17 protein-coding genes are annotated in these 24,084 nt (G+C 48.1%); 7 read left to right on the top strand and 10 right to left on the bottom strand.

The annotated features are described in order from the left end of the window. Positions 1 to 8: 8 nt before the first annotated feature. From ACYVGO_RS27325 to dprA, 8 genes are all read right to left on the bottom strand, one after another. Positions 9 to 962, bottom strand: coding sequence for a glycosyltransferase family 2 protein (locus ACYVGO_RS27325; RefSeq protein ID WP_460971986.1), 954 nt, complete (start codon positions 960 to 962; stop codon positions 9 to 11). Continuing rightward, positions 941 to 2,110, bottom strand: coding sequence for a sugar transferase (locus ACYVGO_RS27320; RefSeq protein WP_460971985.1), 1,170 nt, complete (start codon positions 2,108 to 2,110; stop codon positions 941 to 943). Before ACYVGO_RS27320 ends, ACYVGO_RS27325 begins: the two co-directional genes overlap by 22 nt. A gap of 26 nt (positions 2,111 to 2,136) precedes the next feature. Beyond that, positions 2,137 to 2,547: a response regulator transcription factor gene (locus ACYVGO_RS27315; RefSeq protein ID WP_142772762.1), complete on the bottom strand. Its 411-nt coding sequence runs from the start codon at positions 2,545 to 2,547 to the stop codon at positions 2,137 to 2,139. A gap of 223 nt (positions 2,548 to 2,770) precedes the next feature. Next, positions 2,771 to 3,883 carry a sensor histidine kinase gene (locus tag ACYVGO_RS27310; protein ID WP_460971984.1) on the bottom strand — a complete coding sequence of 371 codons (1,113 nt, stop codon included), beginning with the start codon at positions 3,881 to 3,883 and terminating at the stop codon, positions 2,771 to 2,773. A gap of 5 nt (positions 3,884 to 3,888) precedes the next feature. Beyond that, complete coding sequence (locus ACYVGO_RS27305) at positions 3,889 to 4,473, bottom strand: chemotaxis protein CheB (RefSeq protein WP_142772764.1); 585 nt, start codon at positions 4,471 to 4,473, stop codon at positions 3,889 to 3,891. After that, on the bottom strand, positions 4,470 to 5,297 hold the full coding sequence (locus tag ACYVGO_RS27300; RefSeq protein ID WP_460971983.1) for a CheR family methyltransferase: 828 nt from the start codon (positions 5,295 to 5,297) through the stop codon (positions 4,470 to 4,472). Before ACYVGO_RS27300 ends, ACYVGO_RS27305 begins: the two co-directional genes overlap by 4 nt. Positions 5,298 to 5,301: 4 nt before the next feature. Continuing rightward, complete coding sequence (locus tag ACYVGO_RS27295; protein WP_460971982.1) at positions 5,302 to 8,757, bottom strand: GAF domain-containing hybrid sensor histidine kinase/response regulator; 3,456 nt, start codon at positions 8,755 to 8,757, stop codon at positions 5,302 to 5,304. Positions 8,758 to 9,067: 310 nt separating this feature from the next. After that, positions 9,068 to 10,192, bottom strand: a complete 1,125-nt coding sequence (gene dprA, locus ACYVGO_RS27290; RefSeq protein WP_460971981.1) for a DNA-processing protein DprA — start codon at positions 10,190 to 10,192, stop codon at positions 9,068 to 9,070. A gap of 244 nt (positions 10,193 to 10,436) precedes the next feature. On the opposite strand from dprA, the gene ACYVGO_RS27285 reads away from it, so the two are divergent. The 4 genes from ACYVGO_RS27285 (at position 10,437) to ACYVGO_RS27270 (ending at position 15,815) form a co-directional block, all read left to right on the top strand. Then, complete coding sequence (locus tag ACYVGO_RS27285; RefSeq protein ID WP_460971980.1) at positions 10,437 to 11,915, top strand: hypothetical protein; 1,479 nt, start codon at positions 10,437 to 10,439, stop codon at positions 11,913 to 11,915. Positions 11,916 to 12,002: 87 nt separating this feature from the next. Further along, positions 12,003 to 13,856, top strand: a complete 1,854-nt coding sequence (locus ACYVGO_RS27280; RefSeq protein ID WP_460971979.1) for a cytochrome-c peroxidase — start codon at positions 12,003 to 12,005, stop codon at positions 13,854 to 13,856. 169 nt (positions 13,857 to 14,025) lie between these two features. Beyond that, a complete protein-coding gene (locus ACYVGO_RS27275; protein ID WP_142772770.1) occupies positions 14,026 to 14,904 on the top strand; it encodes an oxidoreductase in 879 nt (292 codons plus the stop codon). Between the two features lie 104 nt (positions 14,905 to 15,008). Beyond that, positions 15,009 to 15,815, top strand: a complete 807-nt coding sequence (locus tag ACYVGO_RS27270; RefSeq protein ID WP_460971978.1) for a helix-turn-helix domain-containing protein — start codon at positions 15,009 to 15,011, stop codon at positions 15,813 to 15,815. A 55-nt stretch (positions 15,816 to 15,870) separates the two neighbouring features. Here ACYVGO_RS27270 and ACYVGO_RS27265 read toward each other — a convergent pair whose 3' ends face one another. Continuing rightward, positions 15,871 to 16,239, bottom strand: a complete 369-nt coding sequence (locus ACYVGO_RS27265; protein WP_460971977.1) for a MerR family transcriptional regulator — start codon at positions 16,237 to 16,239, stop codon at positions 15,871 to 15,873. Positions 16,240 to 16,424: 185 nt separating this feature from the next. Between ACYVGO_RS27265 and alaS the strand changes: the two genes are divergently transcribed. From alaS to murI, 3 genes are all read left to right on the top strand, one after another. Then, entirely contained in the window at positions 16,425 to 19,082 is a 2,658-nt protein-coding gene (alaS, locus tag ACYVGO_RS27260; RefSeq protein ID WP_460971976.1) for an alanine--tRNA ligase, read from the top strand. A gap of 237 nt (positions 19,083 to 19,319) precedes the next feature. Continuing rightward, positions 19,320 to 20,744 (top strand): amidohydrolase family protein, encoded by a 1,425-nt coding sequence (locus tag ACYVGO_RS27255; protein WP_460971975.1) that lies wholly within the window; start codon positions 19,320 to 19,322, stop codon positions 20,742 to 20,744. 2 nt (positions 20,745 to 20,746) lie between these two features. Next, the gene (gene murI, locus ACYVGO_RS27250; protein ID WP_460971974.1) at positions 20,747 to 21,574 is read left to right on the top strand and encodes a glutamate racemase; all 828 of its coding nucleotides are present in this window, start codon (positions 20,747 to 20,749) and stop codon (positions 21,572 to 21,574) included. 94 nt (positions 21,575 to 21,668) lie between these two features. Here murI and ACYVGO_RS27245 read toward each other — a convergent pair whose 3' ends face one another. Next, positions 21,669 to 24,053 (bottom strand): carboxypeptidase regulatory-like domain-containing protein, encoded by a 2,385-nt coding sequence (locus ACYVGO_RS27245; protein ID WP_460971973.1) that lies wholly within the window; start codon positions 24,051 to 24,053, stop codon positions 21,669 to 21,671. Between the last annotated feature and the right edge of the window lie 31 nt (positions 24,054 to 24,084).

Here is a 24,084-nt window from a genome sequence, read left to right as displayed (position 1 = left end):
GTTTCGTGTTAGTTACCCGCTACGGCTACTGGCATAGGTACGGATGCCAATGGCTTGGTGGTATGTGTCAAATTCCAGGCAATAGCATCTTTTACCGCTTTGAGGTAAGTGGGTTGCCAGGGTAAGCTGTACTGAATCAGGGCTTTAGGGAGGGCCAGGAAAAAATAATACAGGTAAAAAATCAGCAGTGGCAGGCCCGAAACATTCCGGCGCATGAACCACAAACGGTTTCGGGTGTGGTAATACACCTTCATGGCATTTGCCTTCCCCACACTCATGGATTCACGATGATAAATGAGCGCATCGGGCTGGTAATAAATCTGAAAGCCCGCCCGCCGGATTCGCGCCGACCAGTCCAGTTCTTCGTAATACAAAAAAAAGCTATCGTCAAGTGATCCAGCCCGTTTCAGTACCTCCCGGCTTACCAGCATGGCGGCACCGTGGGCAAACCAGGTGGGTCCGGGTTGATTGTATTGACCCTTATCGGGCTCCATTAGGCCAATAGCCCAGGTTCGTCCGGTGTACTGATTCAGCGGATGATAGCCTGCGTATTGGATAATCGTGGGTTCATCATGAAAGCGAATTTTTGGACAGACAACGCCTACGTCTGGGTATTTCGAAAACGGAATGAGTAGTTGTTCGAGCAAATTCGGAGTGACAATGGTATCGTTGTTAAGCAGGAAAAAATAGTCGCCGTTGGCCTGCTGAATCCCCAGGTTATTCCCCCCTGAAAATCCCAGATTCTCGGTACTCTCAACCAGTGTGACATGGGGGTAGTTACCTTGCTGAATCCGTTCGGCAAGATCATCGTTCGATCCATTGTTGACGACGATAATTTCGAAACGGGGATACGTCAGGGATCGGGTCGATTCCAGCATATCGCAGGTTACCACCGCCTGTTTGTAGTTGATGGTAATCAATGAAATCAGGGGCGTCGTATCTATACGTTTTCCTTCTGCCATACTGCTTTTACGGTTCTCAAAAGAATTAGCATATCCGTACGCAAGGAGAACCGTTTGGCATACAGTACATCAAGATGAATGCGCTCCTGATCGGATACCTTCGTTTTTCCTCGCTTCGTTACCTGCCAGAGTCCAGTCAGTCCGGCCGGGGCCGCAAATCGGCGGGCGTAGCCGATGTTTGTCAGCTTTTCTGCTTCATACAACGGCAATGGCCGATTGCCTACAAAGGACATATCGCCCCGTAGAATATTGAAAAGCTGAGGCAATTCATCGATGCTGGTATTCCGCAGGATTTTTCCCAGACGAGTTACCCGGGGATCTTCTTTAAACTTGCTGAACATCGCTTTCGCCTTTTGTTCACGCTGATAAATGATTTCGCAAACCTGTTTTTGATCCAGATAGAGTGGTCGCTGGCAGGGTATGTTGGCTAACTTACACTCATCGCACTGCTCTTCTTCCTCGGTTTTTTCTGCAACCTTATTGTACATATTCTGCGAGGCCATGGTTGCCAATAGCTTATCGGCTCCGGTACTCATGGTGCGGAATTTGTACATATCGAATATTTTAAACCCCATGCCAACCCGCTTGGAGCTATAAAAAACCGGCCCCTTCGAATCGAGTTTGACAAGAATCGCAACCACTAACAGGAGGGGCGATATCATCAGAAGGATCATGAACGAAAGGCCAATATCGAAGACCCGTTTCCCAACGGGAATGCGGACCGTTACCGGCTTATGCAGTGTATGCCCATCTCGTTGGTAATCACGTTTCTGAATCAGGTAATTCAACCGAATCTGAAACGCAGTTTCCGAATAATTGAAGGGGAACGCATCAATAACATAGCCATGATAGGGGTCCGCTGTTAAATCAACCCGCTCCTTATCCGTTAACAGAATAATGGGTATTTTGGTCCGGCTTTGTTTTGCCTTAAAGGCATTCATAAAGCCGCGGGTATTTAGGTTGTCATTAAACAGAATCAGATCAACGGGCTCATTAGTATCCAGATACGAAATAGCAGACCAGCTATCTGGTACGTTAATTACAGCGACCTGTGGATAAAATGCACGCTCAAATGATTTGATTCGTCGCTCATCGTTATCAACGAAGAGTACCCGAAAGGGTTGATTCGTCTCGCTCACTGCCGTCATGATTAATTGGATAGTCGAGGTCTAGGTCAATCAGGGTTAGTTTGGCCAACATTGCTTGTTTCAGTCCGACGTAATACCGTTGCAATCTTGGTTTTTACCTCCATCGGGTTGAACGGCTTGATGATGTAATCATCGGCGCCCATGTTTAGGCAGGCAATCCGTGTATCGCTGTCGGCAAAGGTCGATAACATGATAATGGGTAACTTTTTGAAAACCGGACTGGCCCTTAGCATAGCAATCAGGTTTTTACCATCCATATGGGGCATTTGAATGTCCGATAGAACAATATCGACAGGGTTTCCCTCTTCTAACCAGGCCATACCTTCCATGCCATTTTCTTTGGTGGTTACCTCAAAATCATCCTTCAGGGTCTGGCGGAGAACTTTACGGATAAATGAATCATCTTCAATCACCAGAACATTATACAGTTTTTTCATATAGGGAGTGAGTTTGCTTAGTAAAAGTAACAAATAATCATTTGTTACTTTTTGAAAATTAACTTTATGGTTATGTTATTTTAATAAGGTAAACAAATTTCAGGAACTGGTCTCTGTTTTCTCTCAGAAGCTATCATAAATTAATTAAACGGCAGATAATTGCTGTAAACAACACAGAAAGTGGCAAAGTAGAAAAATAAACCTACTTATATGTACCTATTGCTTACTTGCTCCAGTCAAAATAAAAGGTGCTTCCTTGGCCAGGGGTTGAGTTGACCCATACACGGCCACCTTGTTCTTCAACCAGTAATTTCAGTATGGATAACCCAACGCCGGTACTACTTTCAACAGTTGTGGTGTTCGCTGTTTTTTGGAATAAATTAAAAATGACGTCTTGCTCATCTACAGCAATTCCCGCGCCATTATCACGTACATAGAACTCAATATGCTTCGTAAAGTCGGTATAGCCTATGTCAATAAGCCCCTGGGGTTTGTCATTGTATTTAATAGCATTGCTAATCAGATTCTGTAATACCTGCTGGAGTTTTAATTTCTTCGTACGCATGAGGGGCAATGGCCCATGAATCTGAATCGTAATATGTTTGGGTGGAAACAGCAGTTTGGCAATCTGCTCAACCAATTCCTGAACATCCACGTCTTCAATGGTCTGCTGATCAATGCTTTTGCGCGAATAATCCAGTAGCGAATTGATCATGTTTGCCATGTAGTAAGAGGCTTGCTTTGAGTGGGAAATATAGTCCAGAAGTTCATCATGAATACCTGCCGGGTTCTCGGAAGCCATCTCCAGCAATGACATGGCGCCAATAATACCTGTTAAGGGCGACTTCAGGTCATGTGCTACCACATAGACAAATTTTTCAAGTTGCTTATTGATCCGTTCAATTTGCTGCACACTCTGTTTTAGTTCCTGCTGATAGCGGTACAAGCGTTCAAAGACATTTACTTTTGCTTTGGTCACATTGATATCCAGTGGCTTTTGTAAATAATCGACGGCTCCTTCGCCGAAACCTTTCAATACATACTGTTCATCTTTACTGATGGCGGTAACGAAAATAATGGCGATGTCCTTTGTTCGGGGGTTTGATTTAAGCAGTTGAGCCACTTCAAAACCATCCATTTCCGGCATTTGAACATCGAGCATAATCAAGCCGATCGACTCATTTTTCAGCACTTTTCGTAAGGCATCGCTACCAGATGTGGCCTTTATAAAGATTCGGTTATCCGTGGCAAGCATATCTTCCAGGGCCAGCAGATTTTCTTCCCGGTCATCGACCAGTAAAATCGTAAAGTCGTTAGGAGGATGAGTAGGTAGCATTCGGTCTATACAGGTTGAATTAAGGTTTGCAGATATGTCTTTAGTTGCTCCGGGCTGAGAATGAGTACGCCAGGATTTTGTTCGCCAGCTGCCAGAGGCATGGCCGGATAATCGGCGGTAGTGGGATCCTGAATGATACCGATGCCTCCAAATGAACGGATACGGCCAATGCCATCTGCCCCATCGCGGTTAGCGCCACTGAGTAAAATGGCCGTGGCTCGGTTTGTAAACACGCGGGCTACACTCTCAAACGTAACATCAATAGAAGGCCGACTGTAATGAACGGGTTCTGAATAATCCAGGCTAAACGTTTCGTCGGTTTCGATCAGGAGGTGGTAGTTCTGGGGGGCTAAATAAACATAGCCTGGTCGAATGGGGTCTTTGTCATTGGGTTCGCATACAACATTGTTAACAGGATCACCGAGGAATAGTTTATGCAATTCACTGGGCGTATTTTTTAATCGGTGTACCACAAGAATGACCGTACTTCTGAACGGTTTTGGCAGCGCCTGCAATAGATCGGAGATAATCGGAATGCTGCCAGCCGAGCCGCCAATCACTACGATATCGATGGGGTCAGCAGTTATCATGTTTTACGTCGATAAATTCGGTTAGGCAAACTGATGGTTTCAAACTGCGTGCGTACATCCGCCATTTGAATTGATTCCTTCGTGCCGATAGCCAGATACCCCAGCGGGGACAAACTGTCGTGAAACAGTTGGAAAACGCGGTTTTGTAATTTCCGATCAAAATAGATCAGGACATTCCGGCAGCAGATCAGCTGAAATTCATTAAATACCTGATCAACAGCCAGGTTGTGCTGCGCCAGTACGATATTCGTCCGGAATTCTTTTCGGATAATGGCATGCTCATAGCGGGCAGTGTAGTAGGACGAAAATGCGTTTTTACCTCCCGATTGCATGTAATTTTCGGTGTAGGCCTTCATCTGCTGGAGTGGAATAATTCCCTGACGTGCCTGTTCCAGATTAGCTGGATTCAAATCGGTCGCATACAAGCGGGAGCGGTCCAGTAAGCCAGCTTCGGCCAGCAAAATAGCCATCGAGAACACTTCTTCGCCGGTAGCACAGCCCGCGTGCCAGATTTTAATGACTGGATAGGAGGCCAGTTTGGGAAGTACTTTTTCGCGGAGATCCCGATAAAATAGCGGATCGCGAAACATCTCCGTTACGTTGACCGTCAGCGACTGGAGGAACCAGTCAAAAAATGAGTTGTCATTTGTAAGGCTATAGGTTAGTTCATAAGCTGTTTTCAGGCCAGCCTGCTGCATACAACGAACCACCCGACGCTCCAGCGAGGTGCGCGCATAATTGCTGAAATCATACCCATATTGCCGGTGAATAAGGTGTACGATTTGTGTCAGCTCATCTGCCGTTAGGATGGAGTGATGGCTCATTGGGTTATTTGGACAACCAGACGTGCATTAAGGAGAACAACTGGCTTTTATCTACGGGTTTAGCAATGTAATCGGATGCCCCTGCCTCAATGACTTTTTCACGGTCGCCGGGCATGGCCTTGGCTGTCAGGGCAATAATTGGTAACTGACTTAGGCGCAGGTCGTCACGAATCCGTCGGGTGGCTTCGTAACCGTCCATCTCGGGCATCATGATGTCCATTAAAACGATGTCTGTGTCGGTATGCTGTTGGAGCATCTCCAGTGCTTCCCGGCCGTTATCAGCCGTTATGACGTGCATATGGTATTGCTCCAGCAGCGTACTCAGGGCGAAAATGTTGCGGATATCATCGTCTACCAATAACACTTTCCGTCCCTCCAGTTTGTGGTTCGTCAATTCCACATTGGGTTGGGGGAGCGATTTCTTTTTATCCTCCTGAACTTTGTAGAGGAACAGCTCCAGTTCATCCATAAGCCGGTCAATCGACTGCGATGATTCGCGGATCACGACATCCGACAGTTTTTTGAGTTTCAGTTCGTTAGCAGGGCTTAGGTCATCATCAATGTAAATAATCACCGGCATTGTAGTGGGCATCAGCACTGACCGTAGCTGACGGAGTTCTTTGATACCGTGTTTCAAATCATGTCCCATATCAACGATTAGGCAGTCGTAGGTCTGCTCAGCAGCTTTTTGGACAACTTCATCGTTTGTCAGTACGTACTCACAGTCCAGCTCAAGATGACGCTGTTCGATCACATGGCGGAGGGCATCATCCTTCAGGAAATTACCTGACTGAACAAGTACTTTTTTAACCTTTCCGCTCAATTGCGTCCCAATCAGCGTGAAAATCTGCTCTAAATCAGTGGCGCTAACTGGTTTCTGGATATAGGTAAGGGCACCATCGCTCGGAAGACGAAGATCATCCATGCCCGATATAATGTGTACCGGAATCTGCTTCAGGGCTTCATCGCTTTTCAACTCCGTCAAAATCGACCAGCCGTTAACCACCGGGAGCTGCATATCCAGAATAATGGCTGCCGGTTTGTACGTGCGGGCAAGTTTCAGCCCTTCGTCACCCCGGGTGGCTAGAATTGTTTTGTATTGGCGACTCCGGGCAAAATCACGGACAATCCGGGCGAAGATTGGGTCATCTTCAATAATGAGCATTACCTGATCATCTTTTTGAAGTGTATGCCGGTCGTCTTGTTCCTGAATACTAACGGGCTTTTCTGCCGAACGAGCTGGCTGGGTTGCGATAGCAGCAGCCTGATTACTGGGCTGTGATATTGAGATTGGTAAGTCGGTTTCGGAAAGCGGCAGAATAAGCGTAAATGTGCTACCTTTTCCTGGCTCGCTCTGGAGCTGAACTTCGCCGTTTAAGAGCCGGATCAGTTCTCGGGTTATGGAAAGCCCCAGGCCTGTACCGCCATATTTTCGGCTGGTTGAGCCATCGGCTTGCTGAAACGCGTCGAAAATCAGCTGTTGCCGATCGGTAGGAATACCAATGCCGGTGTCGGCCACGGAAATAACCAGTACCTGTGCGGCCTGGGCCAATGAGGAATTGGTTAGTTTTAGGGGCGGTTTTTCGATTCGGAAGGAGAGGGTTACTGATCCTTTGGGTGGGGTAAACTTGAAGGCATTTGACAGTAAGTTTCGAATGGTCTGCTCCAGTCGTTGTTTATCCGTTCGGATTGTTGCTGGAACGGCTTCGTCTATCTGCGTATGCAACGAAACGCTTTTTTGTTCCGCAACTACGCTAAAGAGTTGCTGTAAATCATTGACAATACTGCTAACGGCCACCTGCTCAAGCTGTATGTCAACCTTGCCGGCTTCAATCTTTGATAAGTCCAGAATATCATTGATAAGTTGGAGCAGATCGGAGCCTGACTTATGAATCACATTGGCATACTCTATTTGCTTATCGGTTAAGTTGTTCGGCTTATTTTCGGCCATCAACGACGCCAGAATCAGCACGCTGTTGAGCGGAGTCCGTAACTCATGCGACATATTGGCCAGAAATTCTGACTTGTACCGACTGGCTTCTTCCAGTTCACGAGCCTGGCTAATTAAGGTTTGCCGGGTAATTTCAATGGCCTCGTTCCGTTCTTCCAGCTCGGTATTGGTCTGGCGCAGTTCTTCTTCCTGAACCCGTAGTTCTTCTTCCGAAGCCTGTAAGCTTTCGGCCTGAAGGGTTAATTCCTCATTTGTCTGTCGTAACTCTTCCTGTTGATTCTCCAGAATGGCCTTCTGTTGTTGTACCTGCTGGAGTAATTGACTCATCCGTTGCCGGGCCTGAACGGTACTCAGGGCAATGGCAATATCGCTGGCTACATCGTTTAAGAGCGTTAAATGGTTATTGGTACTGGGTTGAAAAAAAGCCAGTTCCATGACTCCCTTTAGTTCATTACCATACCATAACGGTACGCAAACTACCTGTCCTGCAACTGCCTCTCCAGTACCCGATTGGATAGGCCAATACGAAATTGGGACATCGTTGATCACGGAGATTTCGCGCCTGGTAGCTGCCTGACCTACCAGATTTTCGCCAAGCGCATACGATTTGGGCGCAGTAGCTGGTAGTGCTACAGATGCACTTAGTTTCAATCTGGGCTCATCGTCCTGTTCGTAGCATAAATAAAAACCCGCAGCGGGGACACTTAGGTATTGACTGATGGTCTTAATTGACTGTTTTGCTACAGCATCGGGGTCCTGAAGATTTTGGAGGGCTTCGTTGAGGGTTGTTGTGCCCATGAGTACCCAGTTCCGGTTATCGCTGGCCAGATTGAGTTGCTCCAGTTCGTTGACGTTGGCATGGAGCTGATCGGCCATTTCCCGGTGGCGTTTAAACTCCTGGGCGTAGAAATAGGTAAGGGTTAAGGCTACTATAAAAAGTATTACTGTTGCCCCAACAGCTCCTTCGGTAAGCATCTTGATTTGAGCCCTCATCTTCTCCTCCCGCTGCACTAACGCCTGCTGAGTATCGCGGAGTAACTGATCGAGTTGGTGCCGACTCGTGTTTAATTGTCTGGCTTCCAGCTCAGTCAGCTGTCCGGAACGAGTTGCCTGCTCTGGACTACTACTGTTATGTTGGTTGCTCCATAGTTGAATCAGGCTCTGCATGGTTGCTTCGAGCCGGCGTAATTGCTGAATTTGACGAGGAGATTCGTCAGCTTCTGATTTGAGTTTAGAAAAAATATCGATGACTTGCTCCTGCATTGTTGAAAAATCCAGCATGGAGACTTGATTATGCGTAGACAGGAATGTCCGATGCTCTAATTCGGCATCATCGAGCAATTTTTCCAGGAGTATAATTTGCTGGATTTGCTGGTTTTTGCTCTGTGCCCAACGGGATTCTTGTCGCTGGTCCTGAATAGTATGGAAAAATAAGATGCCAATCAGGGAGCCTGCCAGAATAAGAAAAATACTACCCAGATGTAGCTTATTAATAAACGAAATAGTCATGAACCGGTAAAGTCAATAGATATAGATCGCTGTGGATTACCGGCTTACCTGTTGGGTAAGGATAAGCCGAACACAGCGGTGATCGCAGGGGTATACTAGTGGATAATCCTTGTGATTAATTTGCTATATATCAGCTGATTGTTATGAGTTATCTAGTGTTGACTTTAATGGACAGCCTGAGTATAGGTATATTTATGGGTTGTTGTTGTGTAAAGATATTCAATGATTGGTAATATTATATTGATTATTATTAAAAATGAGTAACTTTTGCGTAGTCTCCTACCGCTAAGTATATAGTAGGTAATTATCCCTATACATACACCACCGCATATTTCTTGCCGGGCAGTGAACGTACGAATCCCCGGAACTCCAGATTAAGCAGGAGCGAGGCCAGCCTCCCCATCGGTATCTGACTTTTCCAGCTTAGCTCATCAATATGAATATCGTCTGATTGCCGTAGCAGGGCCACCACCTGGCTTTCCTCTTCGGTAATATCCACGGGTAGGGGAGGCATCGATTTTTTTCTCGGATTAGATTCTGTAGTTGGACTGGATGGTAGGTCCCAGTTCAGCGTTTCGATAATGTCTTTGGGGCTGGTATAAATCTGCGCTTTGTTTTCCCGAATGAGTTTATTGCAACCCGCCGAAAAAGCCTGATTCAACTGACCGGGTACGGCAAACACTTCGCGGTGGTAATTATTGGCATATTCGGCCGTAATGAGGGCCCCACCTTTGGCGGCTGCTTCTACCACAACGATTACATCGCTCAACCCCGCAATGATTCGGTTACGGGCCGGAAATAAATGTGCATCAGGTTTGGTACCCGGCTGACTTTCGGTAAGCAGGCCACCAAGCAATTGCATTTCCTGCGCTGTTTTCTGGTGCACGTTCGGGTAAACAATGTCTAATCCGCTGGCCATGACTCCTATAGTGGGTAAGCCATTGGCAAGACTGGCACGGTGGGCGGCAATGTCGATCCCATAAGCCAGACCGCTAATTACATTGACGCCTAAGGGCGATATGGCTTCGATAATCTCGTTGGTAATCCGTCGGCCATAGTCGGTAGCCTGCCGAGTACCGACTATGCCAATTGTACGCAAATTATTCAGATTACCAGAGCCCTGAAAATAAAGGAGCGCGGGTGCATCATAAAGGGATTTAAGCCGGGTTGGGTAGGCTTTATCTGTATAAAAAAGGGCCGTTGCACCCATTTTTTCCAGGCGATTAACGACCCGTTCGGCTTCTGTCAGTACATCTGATTTCAGAATGGCCCGGGCGGTAACTTCCCCAATTCCAGGTACTTTCATGAGCCGGGCCAGCGGTGAACGGAGTACATCCGTTGCTGAGCCACAGTAACTAATCAATTGCCGAATGAGAATGCTGCCTACGCCGGGAATGAGCGTCAGGGCAATTTGGTGCTGGGTAGAGGTAGACACAACTGGGTAAATCGAATTTGTAAACAAATGGGTAAGCAATGTTGACTTTGCAAGCTTACTGATTTCTGATGGGAAAAGCCAGTTTTAGCATGATTCGGTCAAGAGAAGGAGCCTGGTTTACTCGTATTGTTTTTATGTTTTTAATCGCTCTTTAATGTTATTGATCTGGTAACATTCACTTCATATTCAGGTAAATCTAGAGCGGTTCCTTTGTCATTTAAAATTTGCCATCAACCCTCTGCTTATGATTACGAAAAGAATTCTACTGTCTTCAACGGCCCTTTTTGCTTTGGTTGCTTTATCTGGCTGCAATGATCATCGTGCACCAGACAGCCCTGCCATTACAGTGCAGAATCGTTCTGTTACGCCCGTATTGGCTAAGTTACTGGTGAGTTCAGCAGGTGGACGAGTTAGTGCCGATGGCCTAAAGATGTATTCACTGCTCAGTAGTGATGATCAGCTGGAACAGTCGCCGAACTATGTCTTTGGTGGCTCCGCAGACGGGGCGGGGATTTTCCAGAACCCGGATGGAAACTATACCATTCTGGTCAATAATGAAGACAATTTCGCTGTATCCCGAATTACACTCGATAAGTCGTTCAAACCTGTTAAAGGCGAATACGTACTTAACTCAGACGGAGGAACATGGCGCTTGTGTTCGGCTACATTAGCTACACCGCTTGAACATGGTTTTGGTCCGGTTTTTTTAACCTGTGGCGAAAGTGGTGTGGAGTCACGCACACACGCACTGCGAGTTGATGCCGATGTTCAACAGGCGGCTATATCTCGTGAAGTGGCAGGGTTAGGTCGGTGGAGTGCAGAAAATGCCTTGCCCTTACCTAAAACAGCGTATGCTGGTAAAACCGTCATTGTTATAGGAGATGATGATTCGGATGCTAATGGTGGCCAACTGGCAATGTATATGTCAACTACGGTTGGCGATTTGGAAAATGGCTCGCTATACATGCTGCGACGGCCCGATGGTAACCAACGGGAAATGGATATGAATCCAGGTACAATCTATGACGTTAATTTTACGAAAATAGACAATCATAAAACGCTGACAGGCGCTCAGATTAATGCCCAGGTAAATGATCTGAAAGGGATAAAATTTGGTCGGGTTGAAGATGTAGATTACCGGAAAGGGGGTGGTGCTAATGGCCGGGAAGTATTCTTTGCTGTAACGGGCCAGGCTACTACTGGCGTTAATGCCGATTATTCACGCTCGAAGTACGGTCGTATTTATCGCCTTACGCTGGATGCCAATGATCCAACCAAGGGTAAACTGGAGGTTATCCTGAATGGCGATGATCGCACGGGTATTGCTAAAACATTCCAGGACCCCGATAACGTATGCGTAACCACCAACTACGTGTACATCATGGAAGATCCCAATGAATATGGCGATGAAACACATGATTCGTATGTTTATCAGTACAACATCAATACAAAACAACTGACGCCAATTATTGAACTGGACCATCGCCGGACCGAAGCTGATGCCGCCAAGTATAATGTGGGTGGTACATCAAAATTCGGCTCCTGGGAGAGTAGCGGTATGATTGATGTTTCGGATGTAACGGGCCGACCCAATACCTTTATGCTGGGTATACAGGCGCACACATGGCGGGGCGATAAGTATAAAGCCGTTGATGGAGGAACCAAACGTAGAGACGAAAATCAGGCCAGTCAACTCATTCTGATTGAAGGGTTGCCTCGGTAAGTAGCCATACAGCGGACGCCTGGCCAACCTAGTTTATGGCCGGGCGTTCGTGGTATAGTCAGCTGTCTTTCTCTACATAGTATCTCTATGCTTTCCAGCCAACACCCCCCTCTGTCATCAATTAATTACACTCGCTTCAACCCCAAATGGCTTTTTTTGCTGATTGGGGTAGGCTCATTAGTGGGGACTATAGCCTTTGAATTACTGAGTAATCCCAAACGGATCCCCGCTCAAATGGTGAAGCAGACATTTATGCAGGACATTAACGATCTGGATAGTGCAGTCAGTCATTTACAGTGGGACATCAAGGCCCATCGGTCAGCGTTGATTATCCAAATGTCTTTTCGCCGGGCACGGCTCGCGTATAAACGGACTGAATTCCTGTCAGCCTATTATAGTCCCGAAACAACTCGTGCGCTCAATGGCCCGAATATTCCTGAGGTAGATGACGACCTTCGGGTAAATGCGCCCGAAGGATTTCAGGTATTGGAAGAACAGTTATTTCCAGTAGTCGATGAGGCTAATTTGGCAGAAGCGCTCATACAGGCGGCTATGTTACGCTCCAATGTAAACCGACTGCGTAAAATTTCAGAGAATAATGAGTTGACAGATAGCCATGTTTTTGATGCGATGAGGCTCGAAGTGTTTCGGGTTATTACCCTGGGTATTACCGGTTTCGACTCACCCGTTGCGTTTAACTCCATGCCTGAAGCAGCCAGTGCGCTCGAACGCTTACAACAGCAACTGGCAAATTATGAGCTTGCTAAACGGGATGCGTCTCTTGCCGAGCGACTCAATCAGGTTTTTGATAAGGCCATCTATACCGTCCGGTCTGCACGCGATTTCAATACGTTTGACCGGCTCGGGTTCATAAACCAACACGCAAACGTACTAAGTGGCCTGTTGCTGGATGCACAAAAGGCGCTGGCTATTCCTGTTTTTACGGAGAGCCGATTACTGGAGCCGTTTGCCCGTACGCTTACCGACTCAGGGGTTTTTAATCCTACGTATTTTATAAACTTCAATGAGCAGCAGCCAACTCCCGACCGGGTGGTCTTAGGAAAACGTTTATTTGTTAATCCAGTCCTGTCGGGGCATCGGAATCGTACCTGTGCCAGTTGCCACCAGCCAGAAAAGGCATTTACAGATGGCGAGTCAACAAGCCTGGCGCTGAGTACTGATAATCGGGATTTACGGACTCATCGAATCCCTCGAAATGCGCCTACACTCCTGAATACAGCTTTACAGGCAGTACAATTTGCAGATTCACGCGTTGTTTTTCTGGAAGATCAGGCGAGTGATGTCATTCAGAATCAGCAGGAAATGCACGGATCGTTACCCGAAGCCGTGAGGGCGTTAAAGCAGGACTCTGTTTACAGGGCGTTGTTTGCCAAATCGTATAAAGAGGGCGTTACAGAACAGACGCTTAAAAATGCCATTGCTAGCTATATTCGCTCACTCACCAGCCTAAACTCGCGTTTGGATGCTTACTTTCGCGGCCAGACAATGGCATTGACCGCAGAGGAAAAACACGGATTTAATTTATTTATGGGGAAGGCTAAGTGTGCTACCTGTCACTTCTTTCCGCTATTCAATGGCACTGTTCCACCCGGCTATCAGGAAACTGAAAGTGAAGTGATTGGTACACCCGCCACCATAGACGGCAGACAGGTAGACCCGGATGTTGGCAAATTCATGATGACCAAACGTGAGCCTCATCGCTACGCTTTCAAGACACCCACTCTTCGTCATGTTGCCCAAACTGCACCATACATGCATAATGGTGTGTATCGAACCCTCGACGAAGTTATTGATTTCTATGACAAAGGTGGAGGTAATGGCCTGGGATTCAATCTTCCCAATCAAACGCTTCCGTTCGACAAACTGAATCTGACAGGGTCTGAAAAAAAAGCATTGGTTGCATTCATGAAGGTTTTGTAGGTTTTATCAGTCGCCGAATTGTCCTTACAATAGTCCTCCTCTAGAGCTTATCCTGGCTACTACAAGTAAACCCCTTAATGAGCGTTTCAACAAACTAAACTTGAGCGTTTCAACAAAGCGGACCGGAACGATACTGCCGAATTTTGTCAAAAAAATAAAGTCGAAGAACATGACTAAAGTTTGGTTTATTACCGGTAGTTCCAGAGGGTTAGGCCGTAGCCTGACAGAAGCCGTACTGGCAAAAGGTGATCAGGTAGTTGCAACGGCCCGAAATCCGGAAGCTCTGCATGAGTTGGTTTCCAGCTATCCTGACCAGATTTATCCAGTCCAGTTGGACGTTACCAATAAAGAGCAGATTCGCTCAGCGGTTGCCCATGCTATGGCGCAGTTTGGACGCATTGATGTATTGGTGAACAATGCTGGTTTTGGGATCATTGGTGCTGCTGAAGCGTTTACGGATGAGCAGGTGCGCAGCCAGTTGGAAACGAATCTGTATGCTCCAATCGACCTAACTCGTGCTGTATTGCCCCATATGCGGAATCAGCGTTCCGGGCATATTTTGCAGATTAGTTCAATAGGGGGCCGGGTAGGTAATGCAGGGTTAACCATGTATCAGGCTGCCAAATTTGGCCTGGGAGGTTTCAGTGAAGCGCTGGCTAAAGAAGTAGCCCCCCTTGGTATCCGTGTTACCTGCGTAGAACCCGGTGGTTTCCGTACCGATTGGGCAGGTGCCTCCATGAGCTTTGCCCCACAGGTGGAAGGGTATGAAACAACGGTTGATCAGCGGGCCGATTTCATTAAAGGTGGCTTTTTTGTACCAATGGGCGATCCCGATAAGGCTGCGAAGGTGATGGTCAAACTGGTCGATAATCCCGAGCCACCCGTTCATTTAGTATTGGGTAGTGAAGCCATCGGTCTTTTAAAACAGGCTGATGTGGCCAGGCAGGCGGAGATGGAGAAGTGGATGCCTGTTAGTCTCTCCACAGATCACGACGAAGCCACCAATTTCCTGGAGACAACCCTGGGTCAATCCTTCACAAAAGCGTAGCTATTGTTGTTTGACAGTATTAACAAGATTTACAGGATGTATAGTAAAAGAAAATCCTGTAAATCTTGTTAATACTGTCAAAAACTGCTAAAATCTATAGCGTTATGCTCACGTTAGGAGACGATAAACAAGTACCCAAAATAGTCTATTCCTGCTACTTCACCCGGAGCCGGGAGGGCGAACAATTCGTGCCGGAGCATGTTTTCAGCTATCAGATAGCCGGAACGCTCTTCATGAACGACGGCCATAAAGACTACACCTTTAAGGAAGGGGAGTTTAGAATTAACCGGAGAAACCAACTGATTAAATTTGTTAAACAACCACCCCCGGATGGCGAATTTAAAACCCTGTCCATCTATCTGGATCAGGAAACGTTGCGCAAGTTTAGTCTGGAATATGGCTATACGGCGGAGCCGCACCAGGAGGGCGATCCCATTCTTGAACTAAAGCCGAATGCGCTTTACAAAAGCTTTATGGACTCGTTACTGCCGTATCTGCAACAAAACCAGACCATTAATGGAAACCTGCAAGCCATAAAACTGAAAGAAGCGATTTTGATTCTGCTACAGGTAAATCCCGAATTGAAAGATATCTTATTCGATTTTTCGGAGCCTGGGAAGATTGACCTGGAAGCGTATATGAACAAGAACTTTCACTTCAATGTGGAGCTTCAACGCTTCGCCTATTTAACCGGAAGGAGCCTGGCTACCTTTAAGCGTGACTTTGAAAAAGTATTTCATAGTTCGCCCAGCCGCTGGTTACAGCAGCGAAGGTTGCAGGAAGCCCATTATTTGATTAAAGAAAAAGGGAAAACCCCTTCAGAAGTGTATCTGGAGCTAGGCTTTGAAGATTTATCTCACTTTTCGTTTGCCTTCAAAAAAACATACGGCGTAGCACCGTCAAAAATTTGATATCCGTATACAGTGATGTCAGATTCTTATAATCTGACATCACCGCGAGAAAACCCTAAAGGGTGTCACCGCTGCTCTCTTTCTTGACTGTCTGTGGCTTATCCAGTCCATCACGCAGTCGTTCCATAAACGATTTGATCCGCTGTAGTTTATGAATGTAGCGAGCGTTTTCCTTACGTCGTTCATCACGGGCTTTCAGGAACTCGCGGGCACCGGGGAGGGTGTATTTCTGTCGGTCAATCAGGTCCAGAATTTCGGTCAGATGGTCAATGTCGGCCTGGGTGTAAATACGGTCGCCGGAACGGTTTTTCTTGGGCTGGAGGGTCGAGAATTCTTTTTCATAATACCGCAGTTTCGAGGCATTGATCCCGAACATCTCGGCTACTTCCTTTATCCCGTAATACAGCTTGCTCCCGTTTTCCATACCGCAAACTTGGAAACCTAACTGAATAAACGCAAGTTTTGGCGTAATTTTGCTGAATTAACTCAGTTTGAGGTTTGTAGTTCGAGGATTGAAGTTGGCTGGTGCATTGGTGATTCTCGCGTTAGCCAACTCCAAACCTCGAACTCCAAACTTCAAATTTCAAACGGCCTACAACCGCCATAAAGATGACCTCCCACGAAATACGTCGACATTTTCTCGACTTCTTCCGCTCTAAACAACACCTGATTGTTGCTTCGGCTCCGCTTGTTGCCAAAAATGATCCCACGCTGATGTTCAATAACTCGGGCATGGCGCAGTTCAAAGATTTTTTCCTCGGTAATGGTACGCCCCCATCTAAGCGCGTGGCCGATACCCAGAAGTGTTTGCGGGTATCGGGCAAACATAACGACCTGGAAGATGTCGGTTTCGATACTTACCACCACACCATGTTCGAGATGCTCGGCAACTGGTCGTTTGGGGATTATTTCAAAAAGGAAGCCATTACCTGGGCGTGGGAGTTGCTGACGGAAGTGTACAAACTACCGAAAGATCGGCTGTATGTATCGGTTTTTCAGGGCGATGAGAAAGATAATGTGCCTTTTGATCAGGAAGCGTTCGACCTCTGGAAACCCATCGTCGGCGAAGACCGCATCATCTACGGGAATAAGAAAGACAACTTCTGGGAAATGGGCGATACGGGTCCATGCGGTCCCTGCTCTGAGATTCACGTCGATTTGCGCTCGCCCGAAGAGGTAGCTGAGAAACCCGGTAAGGACCTCGTCAACGCCGATCACCCGCAGGTTGTCGAAATCTGGAACCTGGTGTTCATGCAGTTCAACCGCAAGGCGGATGGCTCACTGGAGCCGCTGCCTGCCCGCCACGTCGATACAGGTATGGGCTTCGAACGCCTGTGCATGGCCATTCAGCAAAAACGCTCCAACTACGATACGGACGTTTTTTCCGGCACCATTCACGTGATCGAAGAACTGTCGGGCCGGAAATACGAAGCCAGCACCAGTATGGCCGACGTAGCTATGCGCGTTATTGCCGACCATATCCGGGCTGTATCCTTCGCCATTGCCGATGGACTGGTTCCCTCGAATGCCAAGGCAGGTTACGTCATCCGACGAATTCTGCGCCGGGCCATTCGCTACGGCTATTCGTACCTGAACCTGACAGAACCCTTCATGACCAAACTCGTGCCCACGCTGGCCATGCAGTTTGCCGACGTATTCCCCGAACTAAACGCCCAACGTGATTTCGTGGCAACGGTAATTCGGGAAGAGGAAATTTCGTTCCTGCGGACGTTGGGAACGGGCTTGGGTCGTCTGGACCAGATCATCAGTGACCTTGACGGTAAGGGAACAAAAGAAATTCCAGGCGAAACGGTCTTTGAATTAAACGACACCTTCGGCTTCCCTGCTGATTTAACGGCGTTGATCGCTCGCGAAAAAGGCCTGACGATTGACGAAGCTGGTTTCCAGAAAGCGCTTCAGGAGCAGAAGACCCGGTCGAGGAAAGATGCTACATCATCGGCAGGCGACTGGATCGAACTAGCCGAAACCGACCGGGTGGAATTTGTTGGCTACGACCAGCCGGAAGCCTATGCGCATATTGTGAAGTATCGCAGGATTCAGAACAAGCAGGGTACGCAAGTACAGGTCGTGCTCGACAAAACGCCATTTTATGCTGAATCGGGCGGTCAAATTGGCGATACCGGCGTTCTTGAACTCTTCAAAGGCTCGGACCAGATTGGCACATTGACTGTACTGGATACCCGGAAAGAAAATGACCTGAGCATTCACATTGTTCAGGATATAACGGGCATTGACGACTTGATGACAGAAGCCGATACGGTCTATGCTGTTATTAATACCGCCCGTCGCGGCCTGATTGCCAGTAACCACTCCGCTACGCACTTACTCCACTCGGCTTTGCGTGACGTTTTAGGGACGCATGTAGCGCAGAAAGGTTCATACGTTGGCCCCGATGCCCTCCGCTTTGACTTCTCACACTTTGCCAAAGTGACCGACGAACAACTGGCTGAGGTGGAACGAATCGTCAACGAGAAAATCCGGGAAGATATCAAACTGGACGAGAAACGAAACGTACCTATCGAAGAAGCCAGGCAGTTAGGTGCAACCGCCCTGTTCGGTGAAAAATACGGTGATTTCGTGCGTGTCATCACCTTCGATCCCAACTACTCGGTCGAACTCTGTGGCGGGACGCACGTACCGGCAACGGGCCACATCGGTCTGTTTAAGTTCACGGGTGAAGGCTCGGTGTCGACAGGTATTCGTCGGATTGAGGCCAAAACCTCGGCAGGTGCCGAAGCTCTGGTGAACGAGCAAATGGCGGTAGTTTCTGAATTGAAAGATCTACTAAAAGCGCCCAAAGATATCGTTAAAGCGGTGCAGGCTTTACTCGACGAACGGACTGCTTTGCAAAAGCAGGTCGAAGCCCTTCAAAATGAGAAGGTGCAACAGTTGAAAAACCAGCTTTTAGATAGGGTGGAAGTTGTCAATGGTCACTCCCGCCTTGTAGAACGGGTGGACGTTCCCTCTGCCGATGCGCTGAAACAACTGGCGTATGATTTGAAAGCAAAAGTCGATAATCTGGCCGTTGTCCTCGGAGCTGATATAAATGGCAAACCCCAACTGGCTGTTATGCTTCCCGACTCATTGATTCAGGGCAAAAACCTAAATGCGGGTCAGGTGGTAAAAGAGCTGGCTAAAAACATCAAAGGCGGTGGCGGTGGACAACCTTTCTTCGCCACAGCGGGCGGTACGGATTTGTCAGGACTGGATGCTGCGCTGGCGCAGGGGAAAGAATTGCTAGGGTAAACGTTAGAGGCTATTATGTAGTTTTCAACTTCCCGAAAGTTGAAAACTTTCGTCTTATGCTTATTTCACTTTCCTGGATTTAATTAAAACTGAATCGATTTTTTGTCATTCCGACGCCAGGAGGAATCTCAAGCTTAACCATTGCGAAACTTGAGATTCCTCCTGGCGTCGGAATGACAAAAACGGTTTTACCGTCTTCCCGAAAGGCTTTAACGGATTACTATTCATCAACTCCCTATGCGAACCCTGCTTCTTACGGCTATTTTTTCGCTTGGCTTAACAGCCACATTGATTGCCCAGAAACAAAACGTTGATGTACTGATCAAATCAGGCAATTTGATTGATGTGCGTACCGGCAACATGCTGACGAAGAAAATCATCGCTACTCGTGGGAAAACGATTGTTGGCGTCTTCGATGAATCGCAACTCAAGAATTTCCAGGCGAAAACAATTGTCGACGCGACGGGTAAATTCATCATTCCTGGTCTCTGGGATATGCACGTTCACTTCGGTGGTGGCGATACGCTCATTGAGGAGAACAAAAATCTATTCCCGCTCTACATTGCTCACGGTATTACAGGCATTCGCGATGCTGCTGCCGACCTAAGTACCAGCGTACTGAAATGGCGTGATCAGATCTCGAGGGACGAATTAGCTGGGCCAACGCTGTTTACGTCCGGGCCTAAACTGGAAGGCTATAAGTCGACCTGGATCGGCGATATAGAAGTCAGTACACCCGCCGAAGTAGACAAAATGCTCGATTCGCTACAGGGGTTGAAGGTTGATTTTGTGAAGATTACAGATAATGCTATTAAACCCGATATCTACCTCTACATTTTGCAGGAGGCCAAAAAACGGGGTATGAAAACCTCGGGCCACGTGCCCTTTGCACTCACGATGGATGAGGTTTCGTCGGCGGGTTTGGGATCGGTGGAGCACATGAGCTATGTGTTCAAAGCGGGGTCAACGCGAGACAAAGAAGTGGCCGACAAAGTAAGAACGGGGCAATTGACAACACGTGTGGCATCGCCAATGATTGCCCAGAGTTTTGATGAAGCAACCGCTCTGGCCGTTTATCAGCGGATGGCTAAAAACGGTACGTTCGTGGTGCCCACGCTCAACATCAGCCGTACCGTTGATTACCTGGATCAGGATAATCACCAGAACGACACCTACTTACAATACATCGGTCAGGGCTTGAAAAATACCTACGCCTGGCGGGTGAATCGGGTGGCGAAAGATGGCCCCGAAGCCATTGCCGAACGGCATGCAGTGTATGAAAAATCAGCTTCATTGCTTCCCCTTTTACATAAAGCGGGCGTAACGATTATGGCCGGAACCGATGCCGGTTTCCTGAATTCCTATGTATATCCGGGCTTAGGGCTGCACCACGAACTTGGTTACTTCGTAAAAGCTGGATTGACGCCCTTGCAGGCATTGCAATCGGCCATTATTCCAGGGCCTCTCTTTCTTGGCAAGACGGCTTTATTCGGTGATATTGCTCCTGGCAAAAGTGCTGATATTGTACTACTCGACCGAAATCCCATTCAAGACATTACTGCCACCCAGGCTATTCATACGGTCATTTTACGCGGAACTGTGTACAATCGGAAGGCGTTGGATGGGTTACTGGCCGAAGCCAAAAAGAAAGCCAGCAAGTAAAAATGTCAGTAAGTTCACAACCCATTGGCGTATTTGACTCAGGCTATGGAGGCCTGACTGTCCTGCGTGAAATTGTTCAGAAATTACCCCAGTACGACTTCGTTTACCTCGGCGATAACGCCCGAACGCCCTACGGTACCCGCTCTTTCGATACGGTTTATCACTATACCCTCGAATGCGTTCAGCACCTGTTCGATGCGGGATGCCGATTGGTAATTTTGGCATGTAACACGGCGTCGGCCAAAGCGCTGCGAAATATTCAGCAACTCGATTTACCAACATTGGCACCGGATAGGCGCGTGTTGGGTGTTATTCGTCCCACAACCGAAGTTATTGGCACGTATTCTAAAACGGGCAACGTCGGGATTCTGGCGACGCGTGGAACCGTAACGTCAGAGTCGTATCTAGTTGAAATTGAGAAGTTCTTTCCCGACTTGCAGGTGTTTCAGGAAGCTTGCCCCATGTGGGTGCCGTTGGTCGAAAATGGCGAATATGCCAGTCCTGGCGCTGATTACTTCGTAAAGCAACACCTAGATCGCTTACTGGCTCAGTCGCCGGAGATTGATACAATCTTACTGGCCTGTACGCATTATCCCTTATTGCTCAATAAGATTCGGCAATTTGCCCCGCAAGGCGCAACGATTCTAAGTCAGGGTGGTATTGTGGCCGACAGCCTTGCCGACTATTTACAACGCCACCTCGAACTGGAAGCCCAGTGCAGTAAACATGGCCAGCGAACCTTCCTGACCACCGACTCTACCGAAGACTTCGACCGACAGGCAACGGTCTTTTACGGACAACCCGTGCAGTCATCGCATTTAGCGCTGTAACCAAGAACATTTTAGTAACCACAGAGGCACCGAGAACACAGAGATGAAAATAGAGCTCTCAGCGTTCTTTGTGCCTCTGTGGTTACTGAAATAGCTAAAACACAACCCGGTAGCTTAACACCGGTATCAAACCCGTAGCGTAGTAGGATTTAACGGTGCCACTCGCCGGATCGAAATAGTGGTTATAGACGTTTTGTCGGTTGATGGCGTTTTGCAAATCGAGGGAGAGCGTGCGGGTTGAGTGGGACCGGTTTTTCTTCCAGCTCAGTCGCACATCGGGCCGGAAATAGGCCGGGAGTTGTTCGGTAAATGATTGATTGTCCAGGTAAACGGTCTCGCCTAACCGTTTCGACTCAGCTACATTAATAGGTGTGTCGCGGTATCCACCATAGTAACTCAATTTCAGATTCAGGCCAAATACGCTTGATCCTGATACCCACTCTTGCCCTATCAGCAGACTTTCGGCATAGCGACCATTCCATCGCGTATTCCGCCAAACCCCATCCGATCCCTGATACTCCGAATTATACAGCGAGGACGATACCAGGAAGTAAAGACTATTACCCGATGCGGACCGATTCAGGAACTGCTCCAGGGTTAGCTCCAGGCCGTAATTTCGACCATGACCGCTATTGACCAATGCTCTATCTGTGAATCCATCGAAGCGGTTGATGATGGCAAAGGCGTCTCGCTGACTGGCGCTCACCGGAATGTTAAACAGATGCTGGTAATACGTTTCAACTTTCAGACGGAGGGGAGCGCCATCGCTATGATTGTTGAGTCGCTGGTCGTAAGCGAGCACGTAATGATGAGAACGCGTAAAGCCCAGGTTTCGGTTGGCAGACACGGTAGTACCGGTTTGATCGGCGGGAAGCACAAAATAGGTGGCTGGATTCTGTAGCTGGCTGTGTAGCCCGTAGCCAAAACTAACCGACTTGTTTGAGGAGAACGCCCAACGAACGGAACCGCGTGGTTCCAGTGCTGATGTACCATTGAGGGCCAGGTGCAGGTAATGCAGTCCCGCATTGACGGTCAATTGCTCCGACAGCCGGTAGTTCCACTGGCCAAACGCCTGTAGGGTGCTGGTCTGGTCACTCACCCGAACCCGCGTGAGTACCTGTTGCGGTTCCGGCTCCCACGATTGTTGGGTCAGATCATACAGCAACTGTGTGCCAATCAGGCCCGCACGAACTGTATGCCTGGGGTTGATCTTGTACGTTAGTGTCGAAGATAAAATGCGCTTTTGCGTCAGGAAGGCATAATTTTCCCGTTCCGAAGCTGCGTATTCCTTAGCGGGGTCCAGTAGTTCGGTGCGATCCCGGTTTTCATAGCCCGAAGCCAGCAACACTGTTTTGAGTAAGGCTTTTCGGCCAATGGGCAGGGTGTGCGTTACGCCAACGGCACCTGTATTGGACTTGAAATCATCGTTGTATTGGTCGTAATTGGTTGTCCATTTACTGGAATCGGCCGTGGCATTGACCTTGCTGTTACTGAGCCCACCAAATCCAAAGAGGGTGAACGTGCCAATCTTCCGGGTGGGTAGATACACGTTGAACGACAAGTCCTGGAACACATTCTCCCCGGTTCCGATATTGACGCCTACTTTTGAGAGCAGGCCAAGCGTCGAGTAGCGGTAGTTAATCAGAAACGACCCAGTATAGTTTTTAGCAATTGGGCCTTCGGCGGAAACGTCTAATCCCAATACGCCAGCCTGTACAGTGTATTCCCGTTTGGCATTGTTGCCCCGTCGTAGCCGAAGGTCGAATACGCCCGATAAGGCGTTGCCATATTCGGCCGGAAAAGCACCGGTCAGGAAATCAGAGTTGGCCAGTAATTGGGCGCTCAGGATTGAAATGCCACCCCCCGCCGTGCCCAGATTGGAGAAGTGATTCGGATTCGGGATTTCGGCGCCTTCCATTCGCCAAAGCAGTCCATTGGGCGCGTTGCCTCGAATGACGATGTAGTTACCCCCATCATCGCCCCCAACAACACCCGCGTAGGCAGTGGCCATTCGGGCTGGATCATTAACGGCTGCGGCAAATTTCTGGGTTTCTTCCACTGAAAACGTCCGGGCGGAAACGGTTGCCATTTCATTCAGAGGTTTGTCTTTTTCAAGGGTGGGCTTCACTGTTATTTCCGATAACTGGCTAACTGCTTCTTCGAGTGAAACCGTCAGCACCAGTTCTTTGCCCGCATCGACCGTGATATGTTGCAACGTAGTGGTTTTGTAGCCGACGACACTGATTTGCAGCGTTTGCCGACCTACGGGAATCTGTTGGAGCCGGAACTGTCCGCTGGCATCCGTGCTGGTTCCTTTGATGGGGCTGCTAGTCAGTACCACAATCGTAGCGCCAGATAAGGGTGTTTGTAAACGTTGATCAACCACCGTACCCCGGATGGTTTGGGTTAAGGGTTGCGCGTGGACCAGGGATGAGATTAGAAAAAGAGCGAGAGTGACGAACCGTTGACTGAGGGACATGATTAGAGGGATTGTGATGGTTTGCCCTCCT

The organism is Spirosoma migulaei (assembly GCF_054776855.1).
This window is presented reverse-complemented; position numbering and strand designations above follow the sequence as displayed.

Excerpts from the sequence above, each read along its gene's own strand:
- murI (WP_460971974.1), top strand. The coding sequence starts at position 20,747 with ATGTCAGTAAGTTCACAACCCATTGGCGTATTTGACTCAGGCTATGGA.
- ACYVGO_RS27245 (WP_460971973.1), bottom strand. The coding sequence starts at position 24,053 with ATGTCCCTCAGTCAACGGTTCGTCACTCTCGCTCTTTTTCTAATCTCA.
- ACYVGO_RS27280 (WP_460971979.1), top strand. The coding sequence starts at position 12,003 with ATGCTTTCCAGCCAACACCCCCCTCTGTCATCAATTAATTACACTCGC.
- ACYVGO_RS27325 (WP_460971986.1), bottom strand. The coding sequence starts at position 962 with ATGGCAGAAGGAAAACGTATAGATACGACGCCCCTGATTTCATTGATT.
- alaS (WP_460971976.1), top strand. The coding sequence starts at position 16,425 with ATGACCTCCCACGAAATACGTCGACATTTTCTCGACTTCTTCCGCTCT.
- ACYVGO_RS27255 (WP_460971975.1), top strand. The coding sequence starts at position 19,320 with ATGCGAACCCTGCTTCTTACGGCTATTTTTTCGCTTGGCTTAACAGCC.
- ACYVGO_RS27295 (WP_460971982.1), bottom strand. The coding sequence starts at position 8,757 with ATGACTATTTCGTTTATTAATAAGCTACATCTGGGTAGTATTTTTCTT.
- ACYVGO_RS27285 (WP_460971980.1), top strand. The coding sequence starts at position 10,437 with ATGATTACGAAAAGAATTCTACTGTCTTCAACGGCCCTTTTTGCTTTG.
- ACYVGO_RS27310 (WP_460971984.1), bottom strand. The coding sequence starts at position 3,883 with ATGCTACCTACTCATCCTCCTAACGACTTTACGATTTTACTGGTCGAT.
- ACYVGO_RS27275 (WP_142772770.1), top strand. The coding sequence starts at position 14,026 with ATGACTAAAGTTTGGTTTATTACCGGTAGTTCCAGAGGGTTAGGCCGT.
- ACYVGO_RS27305 (WP_142772764.1), bottom strand. The coding sequence starts at position 4,473 with ATGATAACTGCTGACCCCATCGATATCGTAGTGATTGGCGGCTCGGCT.
- ACYVGO_RS27300 (WP_460971983.1), bottom strand. The coding sequence starts at position 5,297 with ATGAGCCATCACTCCATCCTAACGGCAGATGAGCTGACACAAATCGTA.
- ACYVGO_RS27320 (WP_460971985.1), bottom strand. The coding sequence starts at position 2,110 with ATGACGGCAGTGAGCGAGACGAATCAACCCTTTCGGGTACTCTTCGTT.
- ACYVGO_RS27270 (WP_460971978.1), top strand. The coding sequence starts at position 15,009 with ATGCTCACGTTAGGAGACGATAAACAAGTACCCAAAATAGTCTATTCC.
- ACYVGO_RS27265 (WP_460971977.1), bottom strand. The coding sequence starts at position 16,239 with ATGGAAAACGGGAGCAAGCTGTATTACGGGATAAAGGAAGTAGCCGAG.
- ACYVGO_RS27315 (WP_142772762.1), bottom strand. The coding sequence starts at position 2,547 with ATGAAAAAACTGTATAATGTTCTGGTGATTGAAGATGATTCATTTATC.